Below are 12,503 nucleotides of genomic sequence, written 5' to 3' on the forward strand. Positions count from 1 at the left end.
AGACATTTTTTCTTTAGGTCAAATTCATAACGCTTCTTTTCCAATTTTCTAAAATAAGAGGGGAACTTGCCCAATGTAGATGTATCCAGCTTGCATGAATTAAATGATTGCAAAAACCTTCGTTTTTAATCTCCATATTCCAACCTTTGATATCCCATAGTTTATTTATACTTGAATTATAGCTTTCATTAATTATTTCCCAGCGATGAAATTCATGTCCTATGAGTTTATTACCAGGAGTTGTAATAGGACTATTGTTTTTAGTTGTTGCTTCTCTATAACCAATTTTTAAATTACCCTTTTTAGCTTTAAAAGGTAATATTCCAGCCATTGCATGCTCTCTCCCTTCAAGATCAAATATACTTTTACCCAAAAGCATCATTCCGCCACATTCAGCGTATATTGGAAACTTTTTGGAAAACATTTTTATTGAGTTCAGGCTTATAGTTGAATTACTTAATTGGTTTGCATGTTGCTCAGGAAAACCACCAGGTATTATTAATCCTTTTGCTTCTTTTGGAATCTGTTCGTTTTCTAGAGGCTTCCAAGTAATAGTTGGCATTCCGTTGCCCTCTAATAATTCTTTTGTTTCTTGATACCTAAAATGGAAGGCTTCATCTTCAGCTATTGCAATTGGGTGAATTACCGCTGATTCTCTTTTTTGTAGGAGGTTAATTGTTTTTTTATTTGATTCTGGAGATAATAAAAGCGTTCTAAAACTTTTAATGTTTAGATGATCTTTAGCTATCGAGGCCCACTTCTTGATTTTAATTTCTAAATCAAGAATTTCATGAGCCGGAGCTAAACCTAAATCCCTTGCTGGCAGATATAAGTCTTTGCATGAAGGAAGAGAACCTAATGACTTTATATTGATTTGATCAAGAACCTCCAATAATATTTTTTCATGTCTAGGAGTTTGAACATTATTTAGGACAACGCCTGCAATTTTTAATTCCTTATCATGTTCTTTAAATCCATTTATTAATGCTGCTAATGACGCAGCCTTCCCTCTAGCGTCAACAATAAGGACTACTGGAAGACTTAAAACCTTAGCTAATTCAGCTGTGCTGCCTTTTGAACTACTTCCAATTCCATCGAATAAGCCCATTACCCCTTCAATAAATGAATAATCAGTTAAACCTCCGAAGTAATTAAAATTCTCTTTAACCCAACTTTCACCAGAGAGAACCAAGTCAAGATTTCGACAAGCCTTTTTTGAAACTGCAGTGAGTTGTTGAGGGTCTAAGTAATCAGGTCCAACTTTAAAAGTCTGTACTGTTTTATTTATACTTTTTAACCAAGAAATTAAAAGAAGACTTAAAAGAGTTTTCCCACTGTTGCTTGATATCGCAGAAATTACGCAAGCCATCTAATGACTATATTTATTTAGCTTGATTAACTAAATCAAGCATTTCTTTTGCTATTGGTGCCGCACTCGCAAGCAAAGGACTCGTATTGCCTCTACTGCTGGAGAGTAAACGAGCAACATCATTTTCTAAAGAGTTTTTTTGAATTGGAACGACTTGTTCAATAAGTTCCATTCTTGCCATACCCCCAGCTTCTAATCTCATACATTCCCCAGATTCTGATGCGAGGATTACACAAATATCGTTTGTTTGTTTGTTTTTGGCTTTTGCAATTAATCTCAAACCAACTATTTGTCCTGGATTTATACTTGGTTTACCAATTGGTAGAGAAGTAATACCAACTTCTACAAGATTTTTGTCAGGACGAAGAAAATTAACTTTCAGCTGATCTTTTTTTGAGTAGATGCAATTTTCAATTTTCCAGTTGAGACGGTCGGCAATCCATGCAGCAAGTAAAAGGCCCTGAACGGTTTGAGATCCCTCAATATCGATATCAATTTTTTGTAGATTATCAAGAGTATTTCTTCTTTGAAGTGGATCAAATACCATCGCTAAGGTTTCTCTCCAACCTCTAAGACGAAGCCAATTCAGATCATTAACAGCTTGTCCAGATTGAATTCTTTGAATCAATAAATTTAAGCAGACTATTGGTTCACCTAGCGCAGTATCAATAATTAATCTTCGATTTGGGAGAGCCAGAGCATTAAGGAATTCAGGAGCCTCATCAATTCTTCCATTCCACCACAACCAAGAGGGAAGTTCATCAAGAACAAGAGTCTCAACAATTTCAAGTCCATCATTGATGGCGGTTTTATTTCCTCTTAAAACGATTACATCGCCACAAGCTGTTTTCCCTCCACCTTCTTCAGGAAGAGGACAATATGCTGCGACTAATGTTTCTAAATTATTTTCATTTTCAATTGTTGGTGCAATGGTTATTAATCTTCGAGGTTGCAAATTACTTATTGAGGTGTCAATGTGTTGCCCCCTGAGGTCTTCTACATTTTTAATTAAGTCTTCAGATTGAATTGAAGATTGAACTCTGAAATCCAGTGGTGATGTGCTGTTAGGTAGATCTCCTTTTAAAATAATTTCTCTTGCAGCTTCTATAAGATCATTTCTTTGACTGCCCACTACTGGGCCAGATATTTTTCCAGTTTTGACTAATTTTTGTTCAATCCAAGCAGGTTGCCAGACAATCAAGCAAAAAGTGTTGGCTCCTTTATCCCCTCTCTCATCATGAGACCAGAGTTGTTCAAGATATGTAGGGATTTCAGCTGGAGGTAGCTGAAGAGGTGTTTGAAGAGTTAATTGAGGAGACATTTAATTTGGTTCGTATAAAAGATTGATATTCAATTGTTTCAAGGTCTTCTCCATAGAAGCTGATCTTTGCCAATCAGTAAGTCTGATTCAGTGGGTCCCCATGTTCTTGATTCATATTGATAAACAGGTAATTCCCATGGAGAATCTTCAATCTTTTCTAGAAGAGGTGTATATAAACGCCAAGCAGCCTCTACTTCGTCGCTTCGAGTGAACAATGTGGGATCCCCAAGCATTGCATCTGCAAGAAGCCTTACATAGCCTTCATCTGATGGCTCTCCAAAGGATTCGTCGTATGAAAACTCCATATTTACAGGTCTACTTCTCATCCCAGACCCTGGTGATTTAACCTCAAAACTAAATTCAGCTCCTTCGTTGGGTTGAATCCTAAGAATTAATTGGTTTGATGTTGGGCATCCTCCTGCTGCATCAAAAAGGTGAACAGGTGCTTCTCTAAAAGTAAGAACAACTTCACTCAGCCTTTTAGCTAATCTTTTCCCTGTCCTCACGTAAAAGGGGACTCCCTGCCATCTCCAGTTATCTATAAAAAGCTTCATAGCTACATATGTTTCGGTCGTGCTGTTTGGATTAACGCCTGGTTCTTCTCTATATCCAAGCAGTGGATCTTCATGGCTACCTCCCTTTGAGTACTGTCCCCTTACGCAACATTCCCAAGGCTTTTCTTCATTGGCAAGCTTGACTGCCTGAAGAACTTTGGCTTTTTCGTTCCTTATGGCTTCCGGATCAAAATGTCCAGGTGGTTCCATTGCAGTTAGAGCAAGCATTTGAGTTAGATGGTTTTGAACCATATCCCTTAGAGCGCCTGAAGATTCGTAATATCCAGCGCGATCTTCAACTCCAACAGTTTCGGAACTAGTAATTTGAACACTCGAGATATAATTTCTATTCCAAATAGGTTCAAAAATCGTGTTTGCAAATCTGAGGACGAGAATATTTTGAACGGTTTCTTTGCCTAAGTAATGATCTATTCGAAATATTTGACTTTCTTGAGCACAACTCTGAACGAGAGAATTAAGTGATTGAGCGCTATTGAAGTCTCTACCAAAAGGTTTTTCAATTACGATCCTACTGCGTTTGGGATCTTTTAATAACCCTGCTGCAGCTAAAGCTCTACATCCACTTCCATAAAATTTAGGAGATACTGAAAGGTAAAAAGTTCGATGGCCGTGAGTTGCTCTTAACTTGTCAATTATTTCAAGTCTTTCCCCAAGTTTTACGAGGTGTTCTGGTTGTTGCAGGTCTACAGGTTCATAGAAAAGATTTTGAGAAAATAGTTCCCATTCTTTAGGACTTTCTTTTATTTGAGAAGAAAGAGCTTCTTCCATTTTTTCTTTAAATATTTCATCAGTCCATGGCCTTCTTGCACAGCCTAAGATTGCAAACTCACTTGGTAATCTTCGTTGCTTAAAAAGCTCAAATAGAGCAGGAACAAGTTTCCTGTGCGTTAGATCCCCTGAGGCTCCAAAAATAACCAGACATTGAGGAGGAACTACACGCTCTTGGCGAAGACCTATTCTCAATGGATTTGTTACTGGCATGCTCATTGATAAATTCCTTGCCAATTAGATTAAAAATATTATCCAAATTGCTTCTAATCATTCCGCCATTTTGATGGTCGTATGTCAAAAACAAAATTGATATTGATTAATTAAATATAGAAAAAATATTTATAAAGTAATGAAAAATTATCGCTTTCCAGACTTTCTTATTTATCTAGTAGGTCTCAGCATGCCATCTGCCGGCTTTTCTGAGTTTAGGTCTAAGTTCTGACCAATCTAAACCTTTTGCAGCAGCTGCAGTTGACATTGCCTCATCTATACCTGGCTCCATTCCCTTTAATCCACACAAGTAAATATGAGTTTTAGGGTTCTCAATCATATTGAATATTTCTTCAGCATATTCAAGGACCCTGTCTTGAATGTACATTCTTCCTCCTTTTGTATTCTTTTGTTCTCTGCTTATTGCTTTTGTGTATCTTAGATTTTCAGGGAATTTGGATTTGTAGTGTTCAAAATCAGCGTCATAAAGCAAGTTAGCGGTCTTTGGTGCACCCATAAATAACCAAGCTTTTCCTTTGAAATTCCACTTATGTTTTTCAATTTCTGTAGGTTCAAACATCCTTCTTAAATATGCTCTCATTGGAGCTATTCCAGTACCTGTAGCAAGCATTATTATATTTGAATCTTCTTCCTCTGGAAGAAGCATCTCTTTGCCTACTGGTCCACTAATTTGTACTTTGTCTCCAGGAGATAGGTTGCACAAATAGGTAGAGCAAACTCCATTTATGGTTTCACCATCTTTTTCGTATTGAAGTTGACGGACACATAAGGAGAGAGTATTTCCTGCAAAATTATCACCATATCTAGTGCTAGCAATTGAATATAGTCTTGGCCTATGAGGTTTTCCTTTAGCGTCTTCTCCTGCTGCAAGTATTCCGCAACTTTGACCTTCAACATATTTGAATTCAGGGTCCCCTCCAGATAAATCAAAAGTTATGTGCTGAACTTTTCCAATTGCTCCTTCTTTTAGGGCTGAATAATTTTCAGTAACTGTTCCGGTGAAAGGTGCTTTTGGTTTATAAGTATTAACGGGTACATCTGCATGTGGTTTCTTTGCAGCAGCTTTAGTAGGAGCAGCAGCAGCAGCTTTAGCAGGAGCAGCAGCAGCAGCAGCTTTAGCAGGAGCAGCAGCAGCAGCTTTAGCAGGAGCAGCAGCTTTAGCAGGAGCAGCAGCTTTAGCAGGAGCAGCAGCTTTAGCAGGAGCAGTTTGAATTTTCTCGCTTAAAGCATTCTTCCCTGTTCGTAACATTGCACCAAATGAGTATTGCCTGCGTATTAGATAGAAAAAACCAATTATGATAGGAATATGTGCAAGACCGCCAAGAACTACCTTTGTCTCTGAGTAAGCCATAAAAACTTAAATTAGAACGCAAGATTACCAAGAAGAGGTAACTTTTAGCCGTTTTATCTTGATATTACTAATATGATAGTTCACCTTTTGAGACCGTCACAAGATCATTTATATTCTTAGATCCAGCTGCATGAAGGGGTTTTAGCAATTATGCGTTTTTTTATTTGCAGATATTATTTTCTACATTTCTTATGTTCAACTTTCTTTTAAAAAAGGACTGAAAAACAGAATAAACATCAATAAAAATTAATTCTATTAAAAAACCTTCATTAGGGTGGTTTTGCCCCATAGAAGGTTTTAAATAAATTTTATTTATAGCCCCAAGGGGATTCGAACCCCTGTCGCCTCCGTGAAAGGGAGGTGTCCTAGGCCTCTAGACGATGGGGCCACGTGCGGTGATAAATAACTCAATAAGTAATTGTTATCACAATTGAAAGTTACGGGCCCGCCTGGCCACTCGTCAAGGCTTCTTGATCCTTCTTTTGGCCACGCCATACAGGAACGGTGAAGTAGAAACATGCACCTTCAGTTGGTTTGGAAACCACCCAGATCTTGCCACCATGCACTTCAACAATTCTTCTACAAACTGAAAGGCCAATGCCAAAGCCGATTGTCTCTTGAGAAGTTTGTGGAAGTCTCACTCGATCAACAAATATTCTTTGTTGTTCTTCTGTGGGGATACCAGGGCCATTATCTCGAACAATTACTTCAACCCATTGATTTGTTCTGTGAAGCATTGTTATAAAAATTTCACCTTCGTCTTCTGAAAATTTCAAAGCATTTTCGATAAGGTTTAACAAAACCTGCATCATTCTTCTTTGATCTGCAAAAACCTTGGGTAAATCAGATGGAATGTCTGTATTTATTTTTATTTTGCGATTTAGCCATAGCTTCTCAAGCTCAAGTATTGCTTCGGCAGATATGTTCGCAAGATCAATTTTTTGAGGATTAAACAATGTTTCCCAACGCGTGCTACCAACTTCTAATAAGTCCATTGAAAGCAATTCAATTTCTTCTAGCCTTCTCTTTAAAACATCTTGAAATTTAGACATACTGATTTGTCCAAGTTTCTGGCTTTGAAGAGCCAAACCAGCTGCCGTTAATGGCGTCCTCAATTCATGAGCAACCATTCTTAGAAGACTTTCTTGCGAATGTATTTTTTTAGTAAGTGTTTCGTTTTCTTGTCTAAGTACGAGAAGATCATCCTCTAGAAGAAGTTCTTTTTGTGTTTGATTTGAGTCAAGTGTTTTAGCTCCAAGATTTATTCCTCTTCGGTTAATTAATCCTTCATGTTGCCATCTTGGAATCCAGGTTTTAACTTGATCAAAAATCGAACTCCCTGCAAAGATTTGTTTAGGTGAAGGTTCTAATTTTATTAGTGCTGGAAGTGCTACTAATCTATAAAGCTCAAGTAATTCAGGATTTTCAGAGGGATCTGAAAATTCTAATGTGACTTTAAAACCTGAATCTTTTTTTTCTAAATATTCAATTAGCGAACGAATATCTCTCCTTGAGAGATGGTGGCGAGATGCCACAAGCAACAGATTTAACTGCAGTCTTTTGTTGGCTTCGGCACTATCCACAGTGACGAGCGATCTGAATAATTACGCATACCTTAAGGTAATGAGACTCATTTTAGGTATTAGCTAATAATTAAGTGAATTCTTTTTAAATCTCTCAGTTCCAGGAAATGGCTATTTCTTATTCATCTGGTATTGGAAGAACTAAAAACTCCTCAGTAGGTATTGATAGACTTAGGATTGATTTTGATAGTAATTTAAGGCGTTGGTTTAATAGAAATATTGGATTGTGGCACTCTAGGAGACAATATTTTTTTGATGAAGAAAAGGCTATTAATTTGGAAATGTACATAAATGTAAGCAAGTTAAATCAAGGCGATTCGGAATTTGAAAGCTATCGATTTAATTGGTGGTGCGAAGATGAAAAAGATTTTTTTATTAAACGACCAACCTATAAAAGTAAAGGAGAAATAATTGCTCAATTACAAGGACATCAACTAATACGTCATTCTTCTTATTTATCTGATTCCTCAGGAATATCAAATATAAGGCAAGTTGATGAACACGAATTGATCTTTGAGTCTAATTATGATAACTGGCATGTATTAGAACATACTCGCTTAATAGACCAAGATAAATTTAGATCAAGAACTATTTATAGTTGGTTTAACGATAAGTTGAAGATAGTTGAAAATCATCATGAAACAAGGATTAAGAATCCCAACTGAAGATTTTATGAAACCTGTTTTGATAGACATGAATGTATAGTATGTATCCAATTTGCAAGTGAAGAATTTCAGATAAATTTTTTGCTGCATAATGATGTTTTTACAGATTAAAATCACTTGAGAAAAATGAAAAAAACTCCAAGAAAGAAAATCTTGGCTATGTCTGTTTTTGTTGCTTCAATACTTTTAACAAGTTGTAGTTCCTCTATAAAATCAGAATCTAATCCAATAAAAATTGGCTCTGATAAAAAGGAAATTAATTTTATTCCTGCTAGTGATGAAGATATTTTCTTATACAGGCAAATAGGAATAAGCTATCTCTGTATGGCGCGACAGATTGATGTTGAATTTCCAAAGGCTATTTCTTTAGCCGCAAAAAATTATGCATTACTTATATCAAGTAGACATGGAGGACTTATTAAAGAATTAGGAAAAGAAAAATTACCAGATAAAAATATTTATAATGGAGCTATTTTACAAATCCTTGATGGTGCCATAAAAAATTGCCCTGAGATGGTTCCTGAAGAAGATAAGAAAAAATTCTTAAAAACTGTTGAACAATTAAACCAAAAGCAATAAATTTAATTTTTAATATTCTAATATATTAAATATGTCAACTAATAAGTCTACTAAATTATCTGACTATGTTGAATATCCTTTCCTGATACCAAGCATATATTTAGATTTTGATATTTGCGTAGATCTTGTTGAAGTTCAATCTTCAATGATAATAGAACCAAAGTTAAAAGAATCTTCAAGGCTTATTCTTCAGGGTAATCAGATCAAATTATTATCAATATCAATAAATGGAAAAGAATTGAATTCAGAAGAATATTATAATTCTCCTGATGAGTTGATTATATTCAACCCTCCAATATCTAAGTTTGAACTAAAATTAATATCTCAAATAGATCCTTTTAGAAATACATCATTAGAAGGATTGTATTTAAGTTCAGGGATGTTAACTACACAATGCGAGGCTGAAGGATTTAGAAGCATCTGTTATCATCCTGACAGGCCAGATGTTTTAAGTAACTTTACTGTAAGAGTAGAGGCAGATAGAGATTTATATCCTATATTATTATCAAATGGGAATAAGAAATATTCTGGTAATTTAAATAATAATAGACATGAAATTGTATGGGATGACCCTTTCCCTAAACCTAGCTATTTGTTTGCTTTAGTTGCAGGTAAACTAAATACAGTGTCAGATAAATATGTTACAAAAAGTGGAAGATTAATTGATATTAGAATATACGTCGAAACTGGAGATGAAAAGTATACACAACATGCGATAACTTCTTTGAAGAAAGCAATGAAATGGGATGAGAATGTTTATGGACTTGAGTATGATTTAGATGAATACAAAATCGTTGCTGTAAGACATTTCAATATGGGAGCGATGGAAAATAAAGGATTAAATATTTTCAATTCAAAACTTGTATTAGCTGACGCAGAGACTGCAACTGATGATGAATTAGAGAGAATAGAAAGTGTAATAGCTCACGAATATTTTCATAATTGGACTGGGAATAGAATTACATGTCGTGATTGGTTTCAGCTTTCATTAAAGGAAGGATTGACAGTTTTTAGAGATCAATCTTTTACTTCAGATCTACATAATTCTGGAATAAAAAGAATAGAGGATGTTTCATTTTTAAGAAATTTTCAATTTGCTGAAGATAAGGGACCTACTTCACACGCAGTGAAGCCTAAAGAATATGTTGCTATTGATAATTTTTATACCACAACAATATATGAAAAAGGTGCTGAGTTGATAAGAATGCTTGAGCTATTGCTAGGGAAAGAAAAGTTTATCAGAGGTTTCAATTTTTATATTAAAACTTTTGATGGTAGTGCAGCTACAACTGAGGATTTTATTAATTCATTAATTAAAGGTGCCTATTTAGATAAAGCAAATTGTACTTTTAATTTAACGAAATTTCTAAATTGGTATTATGAGCGTGGCACACCAAAAGTTTCTGTAAATCAATCTTGGGATTCAAAAAAATCAATTTTGAATGTTTCGTTTGAACAGAAAATAAATAGTGATAAATCCAATGAAAATATTGAAATGGTTATTCCAATTCTTTATTCTTGTTATGGCAGAGAAAAAGGATCTGAACCTATAGTAGAGGATAAATTATTTATTTTAGATAAAAACAAAAAGAATCTACAAATCAATGCTTTAAATGGGGAGAAAGATTTTCCAGTTTTATCAATTTTTAGACGTTTCTCTTCACCTGTTATTTGGGAGACTGATTTGTCTATAGATGACTATCTTTTTCTCTTTTTAAATGATAACGATTGTTTTTCTAGGTGGGACTCTGGTCAGATCTTGATGCGTGAAATCATAAAAAATAATATTAATAAACGTGTTAATTATTCATTAGAGTATGGTTTTGTTAATGCAATTAAAGAAACTATAAAATCTTTAGAAATGAATGATTCGTTTCTATTATCAACTCTTTTAACACTACCAGGTCTTGCAGAATTGGAAACTTTATTTGAGAAAGTTGATCCTATAAATATTTATAAAGAATCTTTAAACTTCCAAGTTTTAATCGGAAATAAAATTCATCAAGAGCTAAGAGTACTTTCTGAAAATATTTTAGTTAATATTAATCAACAATGGCCAATGGGTAGAGGTAAAAGAAAACTAATAGGAACTATTTGGTCTTATTTAGCTCTAGCAGGAGATGAGGGTGTTAAAAAAGATTGTGTTGAAGCTATTGTTAGTTCTTCAATGACTATGGCAAGATCAGCTTTAGGAGCCTTGAAGCCATTAGATAGCCCTGAAACAGAGCAGGCATCTAATTTGTTTTATGATCTTTGGAAGGAAAATCCAGTGGTATTAGACTCATGGTTTGCTTATGAGGCTTCAAGACCTCATAAGCAAGGAATCAATGTTATTGAAAAACTATTAGCACACTCTAAATTTGATTGGAAAGCTCCAAATGCAATACGGGCTGTTATTGGAGGATTTAGTAAAAACATTGAATCATTTCATTCTATAGATGGGCAAGGTTATTTATTTATGGCTGAAAAAATAATAGAAGTAGATAAAATAAACCCAATAACGGCTTCAAGAATGGTAAAAATTTTTAGTAAGTGGAAAACTTATATAGATAAAAATAAGGAAGAAATGTATAAATCAATTTTGAAAATAAATAAAGCAAATATATCTTCAAACACAAGAGAAGTTATTGAACTGATTTTAAAGTGATTTCAGAAAATTATCTGAACATTGAGCTAACAGAACTTTCTTCATGAATTCTCCAAATAGCTTCTCCAAGCATGTTTGCAACGGATAAAACCTTCAATTGCGAGAAATAAAGATTGTTGGGTACGGGAATACTATTAGTCACAATAACTTGTTCAAAAAGCCCTTCCTTTGAAAGTCTCTCGTATGCCGGTGGAGAGAAAACAGCATGAGATGCACATGCAATAACTTTTTTGGCACCCTCTTTCCTTAGTAATTCAGCTCCTGCACAAATAGTGCCACCAGTATCAATCATGTCATCAATTAATATTGCGGTTTTACCAGAGACTTCTCCAATTACTGTGAGGCTTTCTGCAACATTGTGCCCTGAGCGTCGCTTGTCAATAATGGCCAAAGGTGAATCCTTCATCTGCTTCGCAAAAGCCCTTGCTCTGGCTACACCTCCTACATCAGGAGAGACGACTACGATTTCATCAAGTTTCATAGTTGATAAATAATCAACTAAAACTGGTGAACCATATATGTGATCGCAGGGGATATCGAAATAACCTTGGATTTGCGCTGAATGTAAATCCATTGCTAATACTCTATCTACGCCAGATTTAACAAGAATATTCGCGGTTAGTTTTGCAGTAATTGACTCCCTACCTGCTGTCTTCCTGTCTGCCCTAGCGTAACCAAAGTATGGAATTACAGCTGTGATTTGTCTAGCAGATGCTCTCTTGCAAGCATCAACCATGATCATAAGCTCCATTAAACTGTCATTGACAGGAGCACAGGTTGGTTGTATTAGAAAAACATCACACCCTCTAATTGATTGCTGGATTTGAACATAGAGCTCTCCATCCGCAAACCTTTTAGAAACTAGAGGGACATTTGTTATCCCCATATAATTAGCAATTTCTTTGGCTAATGCTGTATTGGATGTCCCACTAATTAATCTGAGTCTATTAGTGTCATGCTTGAGACTAGTAGGCTCAGGATGCGCTGCAGTGATAAAACTGGTCACGGTTCCACCGCAAGCAAGAAATAATATTTACTAATCTACCTTTATGTTGATACATGATCATCTAAAAGCTTTTTTTTATTTTTTCTTGTGAGAATTTATTCTTTTTTTTTGAAGTTAAGAACCATTGTCCTATCTTATGTTTTGAGCATTTGAGTGAAAGAAATCTTTTATAAAGAATTTTCTTTTGAAAACATTAATAAATTGACTTAAAGTAAAGGCTTAAAGATTTTTCTTGTTGAATTTGCTGAAAAAATACAGGTAAAGAGAGTTTGAACTAGGTGATTGGCTTTTTACAGGTAAGATTTTGCTTGGAATGAAAGAAATTTAAAATTTCAAGCTAAATCTTCTCTAGTCTTGATGCATTACTTTAAAAGAGTATTAAGCCGCTCAACTAAATAATGTTAT

The 12,503-nt window shown here is 34.9% G+C and carries 9 protein-coding genes and 1 tRNA gene; 3 read left to right on the forward strand and 7 right to left on the reverse strand.

The features are described 5' to 3' along the window. Positions 1-13: 13 nt before the first annotated feature. The 6 genes from SIB75_RS03560 to SIB75_RS03585 all read right to left on the reverse strand — a co-directional run bounded on the left by SIB75_RS03560 (position 14) and on the right by SIB75_RS03585 (position 7,201). Positions 14-1,369, reverse strand: a complete 1,356-nt coding sequence (locus SIB75_RS03560) for a cobyrinate a,c-diamide synthase (RefSeq protein WP_413684124.1) — start codon at positions 1,367-1,369, stop codon at positions 14-16. 13 nt (positions 1,370-1,382) lie between these two features. Further along, positions 1,383-2,690: a glucose-6-phosphate dehydrogenase assembly protein OpcA gene (locus tag SIB75_RS03565; RefSeq protein WP_413684126.1), complete on the reverse strand. Its 1,308-nt coding sequence runs from the start codon at positions 2,688-2,690 to the stop codon at positions 1,383-1,385. A gap of 38 nt (positions 2,691-2,728) precedes the next feature. Beyond that, positions 2,729-4,252: a glucose-6-phosphate dehydrogenase gene (zwf, locus tag SIB75_RS03570; protein WP_413684783.1), complete on the reverse strand. Its 1,524-nt coding sequence runs from the start codon at positions 4,250-4,252 to the stop codon at positions 2,729-2,731. A 169-nt stretch (positions 4,253-4,421) separates the two neighbouring features. Next, a complete protein-coding gene (locus tag SIB75_RS03575) occupies positions 4,422-5,618 on the reverse strand; it encodes an FAD-binding oxidoreductase (RefSeq protein WP_413684128.1) in 1,197 nt (398 codons plus the stop codon). Positions 5,619-5,933: 315 nt separating this feature from the next. Further along, positions 5,934-6,006 (reverse strand) — tRNA-Glu (locus tag SIB75_RS03580). 49 nt (positions 6,007-6,055) lie between these two features. Further along, entirely contained in the window at positions 6,056-7,201 is a 1,146-nt protein-coding gene (locus SIB75_RS03585; RefSeq protein ID WP_413684130.1) for a histidine kinase, read from the reverse strand. 107 nt (positions 7,202-7,308) lie between these two features. Here SIB75_RS03585 and SIB75_RS03590 point away from each other — a divergent pair, with 107 nt between their 5' ends. From SIB75_RS03590 to pepN, 3 genes are all read left to right on the forward strand, one after another. Then, positions 7,309-7,866 (forward strand): hypothetical protein, encoded by a 558-nt coding sequence (locus SIB75_RS03590; protein WP_413684131.1) that lies wholly within the window; start codon positions 7,309-7,311, stop codon positions 7,864-7,866. Positions 7,867-7,992: 126 nt separating this feature from the next. Continuing rightward, positions 7,993-8,445 (forward strand): Villin headpiece domain-containing protein, encoded by a 453-nt coding sequence (locus tag SIB75_RS03595; RefSeq protein ID WP_413684132.1) that lies wholly within the window; start codon positions 7,993-7,995, stop codon positions 8,443-8,445. Between the two features lie 31 nt (positions 8,446-8,476). Further along, on the forward strand, positions 8,477-11,092 hold the full coding sequence (pepN, locus tag SIB75_RS03600; RefSeq protein ID WP_413684133.1) for an aminopeptidase N: 2,616 nt from the start codon (positions 8,477-8,479) through the stop codon (positions 11,090-11,092). Between the two features lie 10 nt (positions 11,093-11,102). Here the strand turns inward: pepN and SIB75_RS03605 are convergent, their stop codons facing one another. After that, positions 11,103-12,098 (reverse strand): ribose-phosphate pyrophosphokinase, encoded by a 996-nt coding sequence (locus SIB75_RS03605; protein WP_413684134.1) that lies wholly within the window; start codon positions 12,096-12,098, stop codon positions 11,103-11,105. Positions 12,099-12,503 lie beyond the last annotated feature (405 nt).

Origin of the sequence: Prochlorococcus sp. MIT 1011 (assembly GCF_047305235.1) — a bacterium.
Classification (GTDB): Bacteria; Cyanobacteriota; Cyanobacteriia; order PCC-6307; family Cyanobiaceae; genus Prochlorococcus_B.